General features: G+C 35.3%; 19 protein-coding genes. 14 read left to right on the top strand and 5 right to left on the bottom strand.

From position 1 onward, the window contains the following. Window positions 1-194: 194 nt before the first annotated feature. Together C4F50_RS13655 and C4F50_RS13660 are read right to left on the bottom strand one after the other, a co-directional pair. Window positions 195-1091 (bottom strand): helix-turn-helix domain-containing protein, encoded by an 897-nt coding sequence (locus C4F50_RS13655; protein ID WP_194139215.1) that lies wholly within the window; start codon window positions 1089-1091, stop codon window positions 195-197. Between the two features lie 59 nt (window positions 1092-1150). Then, window positions 1151-1969 (bottom strand): SDR family NAD(P)-dependent oxidoreductase, encoded by an 819-nt coding sequence (locus C4F50_RS13660; RefSeq protein WP_194139216.1) that lies wholly within the window; start codon window positions 1967-1969, stop codon window positions 1151-1153. A 234-nt stretch (window positions 1970-2203) separates the two neighbouring features. On the opposite strand from C4F50_RS13660, the gene C4F50_RS13665 reads away from it, so the two are divergent. The 3 genes from C4F50_RS13665 to C4F50_RS13675 all read left to right on the top strand — a co-directional run bounded on the left by C4F50_RS13665 (window position 2204) and on the right by C4F50_RS13675 (window position 4038). After that, complete coding sequence (locus C4F50_RS13665; protein WP_194139217.1) at window positions 2204-2923, top strand: hypothetical protein; 720 nt, start codon at window positions 2204-2206, stop codon at window positions 2921-2923. A gap of 30 nt (window positions 2924-2953) precedes the next feature. After that, window positions 2954-3448, top strand: coding sequence for a hypothetical protein (locus C4F50_RS13670; RefSeq protein ID WP_194139218.1), 495 nt, complete (start codon window positions 2954-2956; stop codon window positions 3446-3448). A 176-nt stretch (window positions 3449-3624) separates the two neighbouring features. Further along, window positions 3625-4038, top strand: coding sequence for a hypothetical protein (locus C4F50_RS13675; protein ID WP_194139219.1), 414 nt, complete (start codon window positions 3625-3627; stop codon window positions 4036-4038). Window positions 4039-4089: 51 nt separating this feature from the next. On the opposite strand, the gene C4F50_RS13680 is transcribed toward C4F50_RS13675, so the two are convergent. Beyond that, window positions 4090-4986 (bottom strand): helix-turn-helix domain-containing protein, encoded by an 897-nt coding sequence (locus tag C4F50_RS13680; protein ID WP_194139220.1) that lies wholly within the window; start codon window positions 4984-4986, stop codon window positions 4090-4092. Between the two features lie 164 nt (window positions 4987-5150). On the opposite strand from C4F50_RS13680, the gene C4F50_RS13685 reads away from it, so the two are divergent. From C4F50_RS13685 to C4F50_RS13735, 11 genes are all read left to right on the top strand, one after another. After that, window positions 5151-6002, top strand: coding sequence for an aldo/keto reductase (locus tag C4F50_RS13685; protein ID WP_194139221.1), 852 nt, complete (start codon window positions 5151-5153; stop codon window positions 6000-6002). A gap of 106 nt (window positions 6003-6108) precedes the next feature. Next, window positions 6109-6552: a nuclear transport factor 2 family protein gene (locus C4F50_RS13690; protein ID WP_194139222.1), complete on the top strand. Its 444-nt coding sequence runs from the start codon at window positions 6109-6111 to the stop codon at window positions 6550-6552. Between the two features lie 11 nt (window positions 6553-6563). Continuing rightward, window positions 6564-7652, top strand: coding sequence for an alpha/beta hydrolase (locus tag C4F50_RS13695; protein ID WP_194139223.1), 1089 nt, complete (start codon window positions 6564-6566; stop codon window positions 7650-7652). An 18-nt stretch (window positions 7653-7670) separates the two neighbouring features. Then, the gene (locus C4F50_RS13700; protein WP_194139224.1) at window positions 7671-8297 is read left to right on the top strand and encodes a flavodoxin family protein; all 627 of its coding nucleotides are present in this window, start codon (window positions 7671-7673) and stop codon (window positions 8295-8297) included. A gap of 10 nt (window positions 8298-8307) precedes the next feature. Then, window positions 8308-9018: a carboxymuconolactone decarboxylase family protein gene (locus tag C4F50_RS13705; RefSeq protein ID WP_194139225.1), complete on the top strand. Its 711-nt coding sequence runs from the start codon at window positions 8308-8310 to the stop codon at window positions 9016-9018. 16 nt (window positions 9019-9034) lie between these two features. After that, the gene (locus C4F50_RS13710; RefSeq protein WP_194139226.1) at window positions 9035-9526 is read left to right on the top strand and encodes a cupin domain-containing protein; all 492 of its coding nucleotides are present in this window, start codon (window positions 9035-9037) and stop codon (window positions 9524-9526) included. 48 nt (window positions 9527-9574) lie between these two features. Beyond that, a complete protein-coding gene (locus C4F50_RS13715) occupies window positions 9575-10330 on the top strand; it encodes an NUDIX hydrolase (RefSeq protein WP_194139227.1) in 756 nt (251 codons plus the stop codon). A gap of 134 nt (window positions 10331-10464) precedes the next feature. Next, window positions 10465-10935: a (2Fe-2S)-binding protein gene (locus C4F50_RS13720; RefSeq protein ID WP_194139228.1), complete on the top strand. Its 471-nt coding sequence runs from the start codon at window positions 10465-10467 to the stop codon at window positions 10933-10935. Between the two features lie 11 nt (window positions 10936-10946). Continuing rightward, window positions 10947-11591, top strand: coding sequence for a hypothetical protein (locus C4F50_RS13725; RefSeq protein ID WP_228012026.1), 645 nt, complete (start codon window positions 10947-10949; stop codon window positions 11589-11591). Between the two features lie 22 nt (window positions 11592-11613). Continuing rightward, the gene (locus C4F50_RS13730) at window positions 11614-13767 is read left to right on the top strand and encodes a xanthine dehydrogenase family protein molybdopterin-binding subunit (protein WP_194139229.1); all 2154 of its coding nucleotides are present in this window, start codon (window positions 11614-11616) and stop codon (window positions 13765-13767) included. A 408-nt stretch (window positions 13768-14175) separates the two neighbouring features. After that, on the top strand, window positions 14176-14802 hold the full coding sequence (locus C4F50_RS13735) for a hypothetical protein (protein WP_194139230.1): 627 nt from the start codon (window positions 14176-14178) through the stop codon (window positions 14800-14802). Between the two features lie 1081 nt (window positions 14803-15883). Here the strand turns inward: C4F50_RS13735 and C4F50_RS13740 are convergent. Beyond that, entirely contained in the window at window positions 15884-16162 is a 279-nt protein-coding gene (locus tag C4F50_RS13740; protein WP_113679293.1) for a type II toxin-antitoxin system RelE/ParE family toxin, read from the bottom strand. Beyond that, a complete protein-coding gene (locus C4F50_RS13745; protein ID WP_194139231.1) occupies window positions 16155-16400 on the bottom strand; it encodes a ribbon-helix-helix domain-containing protein in 246 nt (81 codons plus the stop codon). Before C4F50_RS13745 ends, C4F50_RS13740 begins: the two co-directional genes overlap by 8 nt. Window positions 16401-16738 lie beyond the last annotated feature (338 nt).

Consider the following 16738-nt stretch of genomic DNA (forward strand, 5'->3'; position numbering starts at 1 on the left):
GGTCGAAATACCTGATTTTGCTCATTGTTAAAACACATACGTGAATTTGTTTTTATAGTGCAGTGGTTATATTTAATACTTATTATTTTTTGCGGCAGATAAAATTAAATTTCTAGTTTTTGTTTAATAGGCAATCGAAAAATTGTGTTGCTTAAGAGCACATAGTCAGGAGGTAAAAGATGAATTATAATAGACTAATTCAAATTTTGCTCTTTAAACAGATGTGGTGATATTCCGACCTCTTTTTTGAATAAACGAGAAAAATAGGTGAGATTGTCAAAACCTAGAGAAACAGAAATTTCGGTAATATTGAGTTTTCCTTCTTTAAGTAAATTTTTTGCTTCAGAAATTAAATAAAGATGAATAAGTTCTAATGCAGTCTTTCCCGTTTCCTGTTTAAGCAGATCCGTGAGATAACGTGGTGAAACATTCAGTTTCTCTGCCATATAGCTCACAGTAGGCAAGCCTAAATCAGTATTTTTTTTATTTTCAAAGTAATGCGAGAGTAAGTCGTTAAATCTTGTAAATACAGCGCCTGTTAAATCCAAACGGTCGATAAATTGTCTTTTGTAAAAACGCTGGGAATATTTAAGCATTGTATCAAGATGACTTAGAATAATAGTTTTACTATAATCATCAACGTTATTATGGTATTCTTTTTCCATTGCATTTACCAGATTCCAAATGGTTTCTTTTTCATTAGGAGAAAGGTGCAGGGCTTCATTTACATCATACTCAAAATAGGCGTATTTCTTGATTTCCTTGTGCAGAACTGTACCGGATAAGAAATCCTCGTGAATGAGAATAAGAAAAGATTCTTCCTTTAAGCGGACATCTTTGCATGCAAGAATCTGTCTGGGCTTGACGAAAGACAGGTTGCCATTATTATGATCGTAGTTTGTTTTTCCATATTGTATGCTTCCTGATTCGATTTTCTTGAAAACAATAACATAGAAGTCAGCTGTAAATGGGGTGTCATCCCCGGTACTGCAGCTCTCTGGATCTCCTTTAGCTATGTAAAAAAGCGGATGTTCTGGAGCCTTAAGTCCAATAGCCTCATTATAACTGCTTATTTTACTGAAATGATTCATCTGTTTAATTTTAAAAAGAAAAGCAGAACCCGATACGTCGGATTCTGCAAATATACATTTTATTTTCCGTGTGCTGCTTCAGAGACAGTCTGCCATTCTTCCCAAGTTTTCATGCGTTCGCTATAGGCATATTTAACCCATTGAACACCTGCTTTGCCTAAGAGAAGTCTTAATGGTGGATTTTCTGAATCTATCAGTTTTAAAACAGCTTCTGAAGTGGCTTCAGGCACACCATAATCTTCCTGTTTATTTCCTTCCTGAAGTGCAGTTCTTACAGCATCATATTGTGCTAAAGGTTTACTGTAGACCGCAGACGAAGCTCCAAAATCAGTTTCGTAACCATTTGGTTCTACCAGTGTGACTTTGATGCCAAATCCAGCAACCTCGGCACTTAAGGATTCTGTCAGACCTTCAACAGCAAATTTAGAAGCACTGTAGATTCCTAAAGTAGGAAATGCAATAACACCCAAAACGCTGGAAATTTGAATGATATGACCGAATTGCTGTTCGCGCATTATGGGGATAACGGCCTGAGTGAGCCAGATTAGACCAAATACATTGGTTTCGAACTGTTGACGGATTTCCTGTTCTTGTAACTCTTCAATAGCTCCAAGATGTCCGTAACCAGCATTATTAATCAATACATCGATTACGCCAAAATGACTCTTTACCTTTGCAGCTGCTTCAAATGCCTCGTTTTTGTTGGTCACATCCAAGGGAATAACCAATAAGTTTTCTGGAAATTGTGCCGACAATTCTTTTAGCGAATCTGTATTTCTTACCGCTGCAGCAACGTTATCACCACGTTTTAAAAAAGCCTCCGTCCAAATTTTTCCCAATCCACGTGAAGCTCCTGTTATAAATATTGTTTTTTTCATTACACTTTTATTATTGTTTAATAGTATGGCAAATCTCCGTTGATTTCTCTAGGCAGTTATGAAACAAAAGTGGGCAATAATGAAACATTTTTACAAAACTAAAAAATCACATGGTCTTTAATTCTTTATTTTGATGCTGCTATTTTAAAATCAGTTTTTTTGCAGAACAGATAATAGGGGTGAAGATTGAAATAGTTATATTTGATTTTTAAGTTAAAACCATATAAACCATTAATGACTTATAACAAGGAAAATTTTCCGGAATTGTATTCTCAACGCAATCTAGTTTCTACTATAGTAGTGTTTACGCTGTTTGGAATTTTGTTTATTGCAATGCTTGCTTTATTTATTGGAATTCCTTTAAGTATGCAGCTCGAACATAATAGCAGCTTATCTAAGGGTGAGATAATCTTCAACCTAATATATTTTCCCATTCTGTTTTGGGTTCTTTGGATTTTTTATAAAGATTACAAGCGTCAAAAACTTCGAAAAATTATTCTCATTTCTGTAGATCAGTCTGGTATACATTATCACCAATACGATGGCATTGTACAGAGTATTTTATACAAAGAGCTGGAAAGAAGTACAGAAGCTTATGTAGGTGATATTGATAGAAAAATCGGAACAAAATATTCTCCGGGATATATTTTTGGTTTCAAAGATAATAAACAGATTCCCATTCATTTTTCTAAACCTGATAATGGGATGACTTATATCCCAAAAAACAAATACAATCTTATTGGACATTTTTTGGAAGGTGTCACTTTATTTTGCCCGCATATCAAAATTTCTCCGGCGGTGTTCGCTGATTATTTTATCGACCCCGACACTTTTAAATTCAATAAAAAAGCCCAAATAATTACGTACTTATTAGTTTTTCTTTTGGTTTTGATAATCCTACTGGCAGTAGACTTATTTACAAAATATACTAAAGGCTTTTCGATAGTATTATGAAAAAATTCACCTTAACTTTTTGTGGCACTTTTGGAGAAAACTCCAAATGATTTCAACCCTTCGACTAATGATGGTGCCCCATGCCAAGCGGGCGCTATTATCGCTAAAACTTTACAATTGAATACGCTCAATAATAATTTACTAATGAAAATAGAAATTAATAAAAAGTATCAGTCAACTTTAATCGCAAATACTGATCTTCATGCAGGTGGTTTGTTTTTTTGTATAATCTACCAAAATCAGCTAGAGTTCTTTGAGAATGGTAAAGTTGAGCTGACAAAAAAGGTCGTTGATGCCTTTCGTCCTATGGATGAGCATGAAGTTAACAATTTACAAAATTATAAGATTGTTGGAGACTACTCATTTAATGATAGAGGATATTTGGTTTGTAAGTTTGAGGATTTGTTTTGGACATTTACCGGGTTGTCTACCGAAAAAGATAGTTCAATTATTCCCTTTAACATTTATGATAGTCGCTTACTAAATAGATGGGGAGAAGTTTATAAGCTTGAAGAAATGATTTAGTGACAACGGTTTTTCAAAATATCAGGTATAAATGAATAAAAAAACAAGATTTTGTAAATGATTATATAAGTGGTTTTATATCTCAAAACTTTCCAGAGTTCTTTAGGTTTAAAATCGAGATTAATAAGGATGCTTTACAAGTAAGAACATTTAATTTTGCAAACAATAGAATCGAAATGTTTACATCAAAGAAAACTTCGATTGATCAAAGCAAAGAAAAAACATTTATCTATGAGTTTGACAAACACATAGACACGATTCGATTTACAAATAGTAATTTGTATTTTAACAGTAAACTTTTGAAAATAATTGATCAAAAGAAAATCAGCAGTAAAGGTGAATCAATAACAGTCTATAAATGTTTGTACCATGATACTAAGGATTATAGATCCGATAAGCATTTGTATTTGGATAGAAAGGGAGGACTTCTTTTTCTTGAAAATTTATTTACAGGTGAAATGTATGAGTTTGATACAAACGAATATGGCAGTATTCACAAAAAGATAGCTTTAAAGAAATTTAGTTTTCAAGATGGACCTTTTGAACTACAGTATGGAAAAAGAGATTACATTGAAATTAATCCAAATTAGTTATCTCTTAAGAACTCCAAATTTGAAATGCTTCGTAAAGACCACCATTTTTTAATTCAAAATTCGATATTCATTAGGAGTGCTTCCAACATGCTGTTTGAAAAAACGCGTGAAGTGCTGCGGGTATTTAAAACCTAATTCATAAGCGACTTCGTTAATGGTTTTTGTCGAATCGAATATCTTATTTTTAGCAGTATCTATTATTTTATTCTGAATGTATTCCTGGGCAGATTTCCCTGTTTCTTTTTTAATAAGGTCACCAAAATAATTAGGAGATAAGTTTAGTTCGCCAGCGTAATACGCTACGGAAGGCAGTCCTAAGATATTTGGTTTATCTGATGAAAAATAACTGTTTAAAAGTTCCTCAAATTTTTCAACAATTCCTTTGTTGGTTGTGTCTCTGGTTATGAACTGGCGGTCGTAGAACCTTTCGCAGTAATTCAAAAATAATTCAATATTTGAAGCAATAAGTTTTTTGCTGTGTTTGTCAATAGACTGCTTTAATTCTGTTTCTATTTTCGCAAAACAGTCAAAGACAAGCTGTTTTTCTTTCTCTGATAAGTGCAGGGCTTCACTTGTATTATAGCTGAAAAAGTTATAGTCACTAATAGTTTTAGCAAGCGTGGTACCGCGAATTAAATCGGGATGAAAAACCAATCCATGTCCTGCGGGCTGGTAATAATCTACTTTGTTTTCTACATCAATGGTCTGTCCTGGCGATACGAAAACTAAGGTTCCTTCCTGATAGTCATAATAATTACGCCCATATTTCAAATCCCCGCATTTTACATCTTTCAAAAAAATGCAGTAAAGTTCAAAATTCATCCTTGAACCTGTTCTTGGTTTTGCTTTATTAAAATCAATTATACTAACTAAAGGATGTAATGTTTCATGATTATTAAAATCATTATACTCATTAATAGTCTCGAAGTTAAATACCTGTCCCATGTCTTCATCGTTGTTTGTTAAACAAATTTAGCTATTTAAGTACAGTTTTAACAGCAGTATACTCTGAATCAGTAATCTTGGTAGGAGATTCCGTAATCCGTATACCAAAACCCATGTATTTAGTTCGGAGATTTGTAATAATAGAATTATAAAATCGTGTTACAATGCATACTATAAAATTAAACAACGGAGTTGAAATGCCCATTTTAGGGTTTGGTGTTTTTCAAATGCAGGATCAGGCAGAATGTGAACAAGCTGTGGTTGATGCTATCGAAACAGGTTACAGACTAATTGATACGGCAGCGTCGTATATGAATGAACAGGCTGTTGGAAACGGAATTAAACGAAGCGGCATTGCAAGGGAAGAACTTTTTATTACAACAAAACTCTGGGTAAGCGATGCAGGTTATGAAAATACCTTAAAAGCTTTTCAGAAATCGTTGGACCTGCTGCAATTGGATTATCTGGATCTATATCTTATCCATCAGCCTTATGGCGATATTTACGGATCGTGGCGCGCCATGCAGGAATTATACCAAGCAGGAAAAGTAAAAGCTATTGGTGTTTCTAATTTTCATCCGGACAGAGTTATGGACTTAGTGTCGAATACTGGCTTTACGCCTGCAGTAAACCAGATTGAAACGCACCCTTTTCATCAGCAGAATGAATCGCAGCAATTTCTTCAGGACAATAATATTCAGATCGAATCCTGGGGGCCGTTTGCAGAAGGGAAGAATGATATCTTCATAAACGAACTTCTCACAGCAATTGCATCCAAGTATCATAAATCTACGGCGCAGGTTATCCTAAAATGGCTGACTCAAAGAGGAGTAGTGGCAATTCCGAAATCAGTTCGTAAAGAAAGAATGGCAGAAAACTTCAAAATTTTTGATTTTGAACTAACAGATGAAGACATGGCTTCGATCAAAACTTTAGATACCAACGCAAGCCTGTTTTTTGATCACAGAGATCCCAACATGGTAAAATGGCTGAGTGAGCGAACATTAAACAGATAACTAACTAGAGAAAAATTTAAAATGGATAGAAGATCAATATTAAAAAACACAGCAATTGCAGGATAGAGTAGGAAAACAAAAAAAGTAATTAAAAATTAAAAATAGTATGAAAAAATCATTTTTTAAACTGCTGATATTCATTGTGATGATAAACAGTTCTTTTGCTCAAAATACTGCTTCTGAAGAGGAAGTAATACAGCTTTCAAAACAAAAATGGCAATGGATGGCTGATAAGAATGTCAATAAGCTTACACCATTGTTTGATAATAAATCTGTCTTTGTTCATATGGGAGGAAGTTGGGGAAAGACGCAGGAAATCAATGTAATTAAAAGCGGCGGAATTCATTATAAGAAAGCTGATGTTCATGAAGTTTCAGTAAACATTATCGATAATACAGCCATACTTTTAAACAAAATTACACTATTGGCTGTAGTGGGAGGCAATGAAGTAACCAATCCTTTTATAGTAACAGAAGTATATGTAAAAGGCATTAATGGCTGGAAGCTGGGATCATTGTCTTTCACTAAAGTAATGTCGCCTGAAAAATAAATAACTAAAATATGATGGATAACAAAATCATTAACTATTGGATCGTTTTATGTCTGTCGTTAATAACGGCAGGCTCATCACTTACAGCACAGAAAAAAGTAAAACAAAAGCCAATACTTATAGAAGAGCAGGGAAGCTTCGCTGTTGGCGGAACCATAATTGAAAACCCGGGAACTTTTGAGCCTTATAATATTACGCCGGCAGGACAGACCTTTCGTGGAGATCATGCTTATGTTTTTTATCAAATTCCAGCCAATGCGCACAAATATCCGTTGGTCATGTGGCACGGCATAGGCCAGTTTTCCAAGACTTGGGAATCCACACCGGACGGGCGTGAAGGGTTTCAGAATATTTTTCTTCGCAAAAAATATCCTGTTTATCTGATCGATCAGCCCAGAAGAGGAAATGCAGGCAGAAGTACTGCGGAGGCTTCTATAAAACCAGTTCCGGATGAGCAGCAATGGTTTGGCGTTTTCCGCGTGGGAATCTGGCCGGACTATTTTGATGGAGTACAGTTTGCCAGGGATGAAGAAACACTTAACCAGTACTTCCGATCGATGACTCCAAATTTAGGTACAATTGATTTGAATGTTACTACAGATGCGGCTGCTGCGCTGTTTACAAAAACAGGCCCTGCAATTCTGGTTACGCATTCCCATTCAGGCGGAATGGGCTGGATGACAGCAATTAAAAACCAGAATGTAAAAGCCATTGTATCTTATGAACCAGGAAGCGGATTTTTATTTCCCGAAGGAGAGGTTCCGTCGCCCATAGCGAGTTCTGCGGGAGCACTTGAAGCCGCCGGCATTCCTCTTAACGATTTTATGAAGTTGACCAAAATTCCGATCATAATTTATTACGGAGATAATATTCCCGATAAACCATCTAAAAATTCAGGTGCCGATGGATGGCGTGCACGTTTGGAAATGGCAAGACTATGGCGAGATGCCGTAAACAAAAAAGGCGGCGATGTAACGGTGGTGCATCTTCCTGAAATTGGAATTAAGGGAAATACGCACTTTCCATTTTCAGATTTAAATAACATTCAGATTGCAGATCTTATGTCTGACTGGTTAAAAGGAAAAGGACTGGATAAGTAACAGGAAAGAGACAAGAAAATGAAAAAACTAACAGCAATCTGCTTTATGCTTACAACAGCTGCCTGTATGTTTTCAGGCTGCAGTAAAGCGCAGGAAGCATCTCAGGATAAGACAGCGGTACAAACTGATAAAAATATACTGATCGTATATTTATCAAGAACCAAAAACACCAAAGCAGTTGCCGAGATGATTCATAAGAATGTGGGAGGCACATTGACAGCACTGGAATTACAGAATCCTTACCCTGAAGATTATAAAACAATAGTCAGCCAGGTTGCCAAAGAAAACGAAACAGGATTTCTTCCTCCGCTTAAAACCAAGATAGACCATATTGAAAAATTTGATGTTGTATTTGTAGGCTTTCCAACATGGGGAATGCAGCTGCCACCGCCTATGAAAAGTTTTTTGAAGCAATACAATTTGGAAGGGAAAACAGTTATCCCGTTCAATACCAATGCAGGTTATGGAATAGGAAGCACCTTTCAAACTGTAAAAGAGTTATGTCATAAAAGTACTTTTTTAGAAGGTTTTTCTACAAAAGGCGGAATAGAAAGAGACGGAGTTTTATTTGTGATGGAAGGCAGCAAGGAGAAAGAGGTTCAGACTGAAGTTCAAAACTGGCTTAAGAAAATTGGTTTTAATTAAATAAAGAAAAATGAAAACACTCTCGATACTTATAATGATTGTATTTGCTTGTGCAGAAGGAAATTCGCAGACTGATCAAAATCAGAATTTAAGCAGGCAGCAGCAGGCAATTGTAAAAATTGGAGCACTTACAGCCAAAGGGGATTTAGTAAAATTGAAAACGGAATTAAATCAGGGACTTGACGCAGGTTTGACCGTTAATCAGATTAAGGAAACACTAGTGCATTTATACGCCTACTGCGGATTTCCAAGAAGCATTCGCGGACTGCAGACTTTTATGGCTGTACTAGAAGAACGTAAAGCAAAAGGAATAACCGATACAATTGGAGCAGAGGCATCACCCATAAAAGACGAACGTTCGAAATATGATCGTGGTAAAGCAGTACTGGCAGAGCTTACCAAGACATCAAAGGACGGACCAAAAACAGGCTATTCTGCCTTTGCACCGGAAATTGATGTTTTTTTGAAAGAACATCTTTTTGCAGATATTTTTGAACGTGATGTTTTAACGTATTCCGAAAGAGAATTGGTAACGGTTTCTGTAATAGCCAGTATAGGAGAGGCAGAACCTATGCTGCAATCACATTTGAATATCTGCCTGAATGTGGGTTTAACGCCAAAACAGCTCCAGGAATTTGTTGAAATTATCAAAACAACGATTGGCGCGAAAGAAGCTTTTGCGGCACAAAAGATAGTAGATCAGGTTTTAAGACAGAAGTAAAATTAAAGAGGTGAAAATGAAAAAAATAAAATTAAATATACTTACTGCTTCTTCATTCTTCATTGTCATGACAGTTTTGTCTTGTAATGATTCTAATCAAAAGCAGACCAGTGTAACAAGTAAAGATGTGATTTTCCCAAAAGGTAAAGAAGTAACAAACGGCAATTTTAAAGGGTCGGCTTTTTTAACTATGCTGATGCAAAGCGACACCTTGTACAATATACAGATTGGAAATGTAACTTTTGAACCCGGAGCCAGAACAAAATGGCATTATCATAAAGGCGGACAGATTTTATTGGTGACAAAAGGCAGAGGGTATTATCAGGAAAAGGGAAAACAGAAAGAAATAATCCAGAAAGGCGATGTGGTTAAATGTCCTCCTAATATAATTCATTGGCATGGAGCTTCTTCAAAGGATACTCTTGTTCATGTTGCCATAAGCCCTAATACGGATAAAGGTTCTGTGGTTTGGTTGGAGCATGTGAGTGATGCTGCGTATAATAAATAAAAAGATGTTTCAGGCTTTGATTTTTTTCAAAGCAGGAAAATAAAATAAATGGAAAAAAGATTGAAAGAACTCATTTTGGAATTTTCCAAAACAGCATGGAAAGAATACTTACCACATTTATCCCTGGACTGCGTGGTTTTTGGCTACAATGCAGGCAATATGAAAGTACTGCTTTTAAAACTAAAAGATCAAGAACTATGGTCATTACCTGGGGGGTATATTAAAAAAGATGAAGATACGAAAGATGCAGCCAAAAGGATATTGAATGACAGAACCGGAGGGGATAATATATACCTTCAGCAGTTCCGTTTTTTTGCTGAGATGGGCAGGAGTGAAGATTTTTTTACGGATTATGATGACGGTTTATGGCATAAACAGCGTTTTATTACTTTAGGTTTTTACGCTCTTGCAGACTTCGCAGCAGTAAATCCTGTTGTTGATATTTTTTCAAGTATATGTCAGTGGGTTGATATTGATGATTTACCGCCAATGATGATGGATCACAGGAATATTTTAAATGAAGCTTTATACACGCTGCGAAGAGAACTTAATTACAAACCCATTGGTTACAATCTTCTGCCTCTTGAATTCACAATGCCTGAATTGCAAAGACTTTACGAAATAATACTGAACAAGAAATTGAACAGAGGCAATTTTTACAGAAAAATGATCGGTTATGATATTTTAGATAAGATGGACGAGCCAAGAATGGAAGGCAAAGCGCATAAGGCACCAAATGTTTACAGGTTTAATCTGGAGAAATACAATAATGCGCTTCAAAATGGGCTTAAAGAAGGCTGGTAATTTCAGTATAACTTCACCGTAAGTTTACTGTTAGCAGATTGTATAAAAATATTGAAACTATACGGATTCTTACAGATAGAATTTGTATTTTTAGGTAAAGGATTGATTTTGAATAATTTTTAAATTTTAGATGTATGATATCATTAAATGTAAATGGACAAATCCATCAGTTTGATGCTGATCCTGAAATGCCGATACTGTGGGTGGTCCGCGATATTCTGAACCTGACGGGTACTAAATACGGATGCGGGGTGGCGCAGTGCGGAGCTTGTGTAGTACACCTCGATGGTGAAGCCGTTAGATCATGTGTCACAAAAATAAAAAGGGCAGAGGGTAAAAAAATTACTACCATTGAAGGACTTTCACAAAACAATGATCATCCTGCACAAAAGGCCTGGCAGGAAATAGATGTACCCCAATGTGGTTACTGCCACTCTGGTCAGATCATGTCGGCTGCTGTTCTTTTGAGAGAAAATCCAAATCCAACAGATGAGGATATCGATAACGCCATGTCTGGAAATATATGCAGATGCGGCACGTATCCAAGAATTCGCAAAGCAATTCATTTGGCAGCTGAAATACAGCGTAATTCAGTTAAATCCTAATTTGATATCAGATGAAAAAAATATTTTATTCGGCAAAAAAAATACCAGCTCGAAAATGGATGCTTTTCGGCGGTTTTTTTCTTCTGCTAACCAGTACTTTACTGGCTTTTGGAATCAAAGAAAAAATCAACGATCGCCAGTATGTCGCAATTCCGTTTGTTAAAAAGGATAGTATTGCTTCGGTAAAAGCTTTTGAAAAAGTCTATGCCGTACTAATGAGCCCTCGTTGTATGAACTGTCATCCTGCAGGAGATATCCCTTTGCAGGGAGACGACAGCCATCTGCATCAAATGTCTCCAAAACGAGGAAAAGACGGGAAAGGAATTTATGCCATGAAATGTTCCAACTGCCATCAGCTGGAAAATACGCCGGGTCTGCATTCACCTCCCGGACATCCCGAATGGCATTTACCGCCGGTAGATATGAAAATGGTTTTTGAAGGCAGGACTGCACATCAGTTGGCAAAACAGTTAGTAGATCCAAAACAAAACGGAAATAAAGATCTTCAAAAATTAATTGAGCATGCTGATGACGGGCTTGTACTTACAGGCTGGAAACCTGCACAAGGACTGAAATTACCGCCTTTGAGCCACAAAGAATTTAAAAAAGCATGGATAACGTGGTTAGAAAACGGGGCTTACGCTCCTAAACCTTAACATTAACTAAAGTCAGTCGAGTATGTCTTCAATTAACAATACATCCAGAAGAAATTTTTTAAAAATTGCAGGTTTAGGAGGAACAGCACTTTACCTTGGTATTTTTTCATCAGATTCTACCGCCAGCGTTATAAATCCATTAAAACTGGCAGAAGAAGCAAAGTCAGTAGAATTGAATGCGTGGGTTATTATTGATACCTCAGGCAAGGTTACACTTGTAGATCACCGTGCCGAAATGGGACAGGGATCTTTTCATTCTGTTCCGCAGATTCTTGCAGAAGAATTAGAAGTAGGCCTTAATGATATCAATGTCATCTTTGGAAAAGGTGATAAAAAATATGGAAATCAGGTTACAGGCGGAAGTTCAACCATTCGTTCCAATTATAAAAAATTCCTTAAACTTACTGCTACTGCGAGAGAAATGCTGATTGCCGCAGCCGCAACTCAGTGGAAAGTTCCTCATGAGGAATGTTATGCCGAACTGGGGCATGTGATACATCGCAATTCAGGCAAAAAAGCACATTATGGAGAATTGGTCACAGCAGCTTCAAAACTGGAAATTCCGCAGAATGTAAAACTTAAAAACCGTTCTGATTATAAATTAATCGGTAAGTCGCTTCGCCGTATTGATACACTGCCAAAAACAAACGGAAAACTAATATTCGGATTAGATAAAAGGATTCCCGGAATGGTGTATGCAGCCGTTGAGAGAAATCCAAGATTTAGAGGAAAAGTAAAAAGCTTTGATGCGGCAGCGGCTTTAAAAGTGCCCGGCGTAAAAAAAGTATTCAAAATAAAAATGCTTGTTTTCAAAACCTATCGGGAGGGTGTAGCAGTTGTGGCTGACAGCACATGGGCCGCTTTTCAGGGAAAGAAACTGCTAAAAGTAGAGTGGGACGATTCGGGATTTGAACACATCAATACCGCCGATATTTATAAGAAGCAGTTAGAAAATGTAATGAACCAAGAAGGACTGTCTTTTAAAGAGCAGGGCAATCCGACGAGTGTTATTGCAAATTCTGTAAAAAAGCTGGATTTAATTTACCAGACACCTTACCAGTCCCATTATTGCATGGAACCACTGAATTGTATTGCTGATTTTAAAGATGGTAAAGTAGAAATATGGGGACCAATTCAGGCGCCGGACTGGGTTCAGGATGCGCTGAGTGAAGAATTGAAAATGCCCCGTGAAAACGTGATTGTAAACATGACTTTTCTCGGAGGCGGATTCGGCCGTAAAGCTTTTATGGACTATCCTCACGAAGCTGCTGTAATTTCGAGAGAAATCAATTCACCGGTGCAGGTCGTATGGACAAGAGAAGATGATGCTACGCAGGGACCGTATCGTCCGGGTATTACGTACAGATGTGAAGGTGTTGTAAATAATGGGAAAATTGAGGCACTGAAATTTAGAATGTCAGGTCAGAATAACGATCACTGGCGGGATCCTGCTACAAAAACAAGTGCCAATCGCAGTACGAGTGAAGGATTCTTAAAACCTTATTTTGATACGGTAAAAAATGTAAGTTTTGCTGAGGTACTTTTCGAAACTCCTATTCCAAGTATGTGGTGGCGTTCTGTATATGCCTCTACAAACGGTTTTGCTTACGAAAGTTTTATGGATGAAATGGCGCATGAAGCCAATAAGGATCCGCTTGATTTTAGACGGGAATATCTGGATGAAAGAATCCATAAACTTATTGACAAACTCGAAGAAGTTTCGGGATGGAAAAAGCGTAAAAAAAATGAAGGTTTTGGCGTCGCCATAACAGAATGTTTTTCATCTACTGTTGGTCATATCGTAAAAGTATCAAAAAAGAACGGGGGAGTAAAAATAGACAAAGTCTGGGCTGTAATGGATTGTGGCTGGTATGTAAATCCAGATATTATCAGAGCACAGGTAGAAGGTTCGATCGTGATGGGAATTGGTGCAGCGGCTTTTCATGAAATAACATTTAAAGACGGTATTACCAATCAAAAAAACTTTTACGATTACCAAATGCCCCGTATCAATGATATTCCGCCAATCGAAGTTTATATAATGGAAAATAGTGAAGACGCTGGTGGAGTTGGAGAACCTGGATTGCCGCCATTAGCACCGGCACTGACCAACGCGATTTTTGACCTTACAGGAAAAAGAATCAGAAAACTGCCTTTTAATCTTGCTCAGATTTAATTGGGAATCAAAATAGCAGACTTGGAGAATCCCTGAATTGAAAATTTTCAATTTATTACAAAAAAAAAGTCCTGAATTTCTTCAGGACTTTCGTGGGAAGAGCAGGATTCGAACTTTAAGCTTGAACCCGCTGTAAATGCCACCTTTATTTTTGTCTTGAACCTCAATATTTGTGTAATAATGAATATATTTGAATTATTGAAAATTTCATAAAAAGCAATTTCTGATTGATTATACGCTGCGGTAAGTTCATATATTTATTGGCATGGAGATCAATGCGATTACTATCCTTTTGGATTGCTGGTGCCAAACAGACATAAGTCTGCGGATCACTACCGTTATGGGTTTATATCAGATCTGAAAAAGATTCGGGCACAAATCTTATTATGCAGTTTAATTAAAAAAGTTATGAAAAAAGCATTATTTATTTTGTTTTGTATGTATGCTGTTACAAAATTATATTCTCAAAATTTAATATTACATAATATTTTTATTCAAAAATTAAATTACTCAGCTGATAATTGCTATAAAGATCAAAAGGGAAACTTGGTTTTTTTTTCAAAAGTGTATTCCTCTGATGAATTAAAATTAGGTCAATTCAATATGAATGATTCAGTGACTGTGAAAAAGATTTCAAGCACAAAAAATAGATATAGTTATTTATTAAAAGAAACTTATCAAAAAGATACCATCGAGAACAGTTTTAAACTTATTAATATTGTAGTTAATAAAAGAATAGACTCAAGAGATTTAAATAAGATAGTCTTTAAAAAGATACCTTCAGTAAGAACAGTTTTTGATTGTAATGAAAATAGATTTAATAATGTACTTCTTTTGAAATCATTCTTTTTAACACATTCATTAGTCTCTGAAGATAATGAAGCAAAAAAATATTCTATCAAATTGATTGATGAAAATTGTAATACTTTGCTTGATGAAGAATATGATAGAAATTTACTTTTTTCTAAGGATGATAGCTTCTTGATATTTAAAAATAAAGATTTTTTAGTTTTGATATTTGATAAATATTATTAGTAATAAATAGTGAATTTTATGTTAATTATATTGCTAAAATAATGTATCGTTGGCTTAAGGATCTTGATAAAAAAGAAAAACTAGAGAATGCATCACCTCCATGTGAGGTTTTCTTTATCATTTTTTATAATTCAAAGCATACCTCTTACCTAACTTTTACCTAAAATGGTATTTTTTACATAAACTAGAACCATGAAAAACCGAGTCAAATTATCCCATTATTCAAGCAATTCATAAAAGAAACTGAGAAAGGAAAGCGACTCAAAAAAAAATGGAGAAAGAGTAAAACTCTATTCCATACAAAACTACAAATAGGTATTAAATAATATTATTCAGTTTTCTAGTAGTACAAATTTTAATTGCGTATTTGTGATGCACCTAAACTTGATAAACGAGAATTAGCTTCGAAAAAAAATTATTGGAAAAAATTCTATCAAAAATTTACTGATTTTTTATATCAGAAAGACTGTCATGATAATTATGTTGGAGCCAATATTCAAAGTGATCCGTGTATTTTTTAATTATCTAAAAAATGACAAAGATATAAATACAGCTGATTTTCAGCGTTTGTTTTATGTCCGAAAGAAGAAATTGAAATTTTTGTACTTTCTGTCCAGATCAATTAAAGTTTTTAATTCATGATAAAGAATTTGAGCAAACCTTAATACCAAGTTATAGGCGCATCAAAGATATCTTTGTTTTTTGCTGCTCCACAGGTTTTTCGTATTAATCCGAGAATCCCTGAATTGAAAAATTTCGATTTTACCCATAAAAAAAGTCCTGAATTTCTTCAGGACTTTCCGTGGGGAGAGCAGGATTCGAACTTTACCGCTCAAACCCGAATCTATGCTACGTTTTTATGATGTCTTAAACCTAAGTGCACCGATTCTGCACCCGAACTTTAATTGTCGCTTTTTTGATATTTAACTAATTGATATTCAGTGGTATTATTCTGGATAATTTGATTGTAAAGATATCAATATTTTTTATTATTGATAAATTTAAATTTAGATGCTTTTCAGATGGAAAGTCTTTTGAAAATTCCTTGGCTTTTTGTTGTAAAAAGATAACAACACCAGATCTAAAAGTCTTGCCTCCCAATAATGGTAATAATCTCTATTCGCTCATCTCCATTTATTCGGTAGTAAATAGTATCGACACCGCAAACACAATAACGATATCCTTTTTTGATGTGGTCGGCAGATGGAAATAAAAGTGGATTTTGCTCTATTTTGTCAAAACAATCGTAAAACATATTGAAATAGTGATCGGCCTGATCCATTCCGAACTTACCGACACCGTAGTAATAAATTCTTTTTAAATCTTCTTTGGCTTCGCTACTTAAATAATAGCTATACATCTCCCAAATCCTTTTTAAACTCCGCTAACATTTCTTCTTTAGTTTGTTTTTTTACAAAGCCACTTTTTTCTCCCTTATCTAATTTAGCTCTTACAAAGTCATAGAACTCTTCTTGTGAACGTGCTTTTTTTATTAAAAAGTTAATGGCTTCACTTTTACTGCTAAACTCTTCTGCATTTACCTGTTTTTTTAACCATTCTTCATTAGGTGCGGTTAATGATATACTTTGTCGTGTCATAATAATAAAAGTTATTTTGGTGTAAATTTACACCAAAACTTTGAAAATAGAAAGAGATTCGGTAAAAAACTTAAATACAAAAACCGCCTTAGCTTTTACTTGCAAAAAAGGTATCAACTCCATAGCCAAAGTGCACCGATTCTGCACCAAATTCAAATTTTACTTTTTCAATATTAAAAACACTCAAAATTTTAAGTACTAGCGAATTAACAGACAGTAGTATTATTCTTTTTGTTTTACAAATATGTTATAGATATTTGAAATGCAGAGTTTCCGTGAATTTTTGCTTTTTTGTAGAATTTGAAAAGTTTGCTTTTACTCCATCCGCGGAGAAAGAG

This window comes from Flavobacterium hungaricum (assembly GCF_015182285.1).
Lineage (GTDB): Bacteria > Bacteroidota > Bacteroidia > Flavobacteriales > Flavobacteriaceae > Flavobacterium > Flavobacterium hungaricum.

What these genes read in the sequence shown, in the direction of transcription:
- C4F50_RS13655 (WP_194139215.1), bottom strand. Translation starts at nt 1,091, where the DNA reads ATGAATCATTTCAGTAAAATAAGCAGTTATAATGAGGCTATTGGACTT.
- C4F50_RS13660 (WP_194139216.1), bottom strand. Translation starts at nt 1,969, where the DNA reads ATGAAAAAAACAATATTTATAACAGGAGCTTCACGTGGATTGGGAAAA.
- C4F50_RS13665 (WP_194139217.1), top strand. Translation starts at nt 2,204, where the DNA reads ATGACTTATAACAAGGAAAATTTTCCGGAATTGTATTCTCAACGCAAT.
- C4F50_RS13675 (WP_194139219.1), top strand. Translation starts at nt 3,625, where the DNA reads ATGTTTACATCAAAGAAAACTTCGATTGATCAAAGCAAAGAAAAAACA.
- C4F50_RS13680 (WP_194139220.1), bottom strand. Translation starts at nt 4,986, where the DNA reads ATGGGACAGGTATTTAACTTCGAGACTATTAATGAGTATAATGATTTT.
- C4F50_RS13685 (WP_194139221.1), top strand. Translation starts at nt 5,151, where the DNA reads ATGCATACTATAAAATTAAACAACGGAGTTGAAATGCCCATTTTAGGG.
- C4F50_RS13690 (WP_194139222.1), top strand. Translation starts at nt 6,109, where the DNA reads ATGAAAAAATCATTTTTTAAACTGCTGATATTCATTGTGATGATAAAC.
- C4F50_RS13695 (WP_194139223.1), top strand. Translation starts at nt 6,564, where the DNA reads ATGATGGATAACAAAATCATTAACTATTGGATCGTTTTATGTCTGTCG.
- C4F50_RS13700 (WP_194139224.1), top strand. Translation starts at nt 7,671, where the DNA reads ATGAAAAAACTAACAGCAATCTGCTTTATGCTTACAACAGCTGCCTGT.
- C4F50_RS13705 (WP_194139225.1), top strand. Translation starts at nt 8,308, where the DNA reads ATGAAAACACTCTCGATACTTATAATGATTGTATTTGCTTGTGCAGAA.
- C4F50_RS13710 (WP_194139226.1), top strand. Translation starts at nt 9,035, where the DNA reads ATGAAAAAAATAAAATTAAATATACTTACTGCTTCTTCATTCTTCATT.
- C4F50_RS13715 (WP_194139227.1), top strand. Translation starts at nt 9,575, where the DNA reads ATGGAAAAAAGATTGAAAGAACTCATTTTGGAATTTTCCAAAACAGCA.
- C4F50_RS13720 (WP_194139228.1), top strand. Translation starts at nt 10,465, where the DNA reads ATGATATCATTAAATGTAAATGGACAAATCCATCAGTTTGATGCTGAT.
- C4F50_RS13725 (WP_228012026.1), top strand. Translation starts at nt 10,947, where the DNA reads ATGAAAAAAATATTTTATTCGGCAAAAAAAATACCAGCTCGAAAATGG.
- C4F50_RS13730 (WP_194139229.1), top strand. Translation starts at nt 11,614, where the DNA reads ATGTCTTCAATTAACAATACATCCAGAAGAAATTTTTTAAAAATTGCA.
- C4F50_RS13735 (WP_194139230.1), top strand. Translation starts at nt 14,176, where the DNA reads ATGAAAAAAGCATTATTTATTTTGTTTTGTATGTATGCTGTTACAAAA.
- C4F50_RS13740 (WP_113679293.1), bottom strand. Translation starts at nt 16,162, where the DNA reads ATGTATAGCTATTATTTAAGTAGCGAAGCCAAAGAAGATTTAAAAAGA.
- C4F50_RS13745 (WP_194139231.1), bottom strand. Translation starts at nt 16,400, where the DNA reads ATGACACGACAAAGTATATCATTAACCGCACCTAATGAAGAATGGTTA.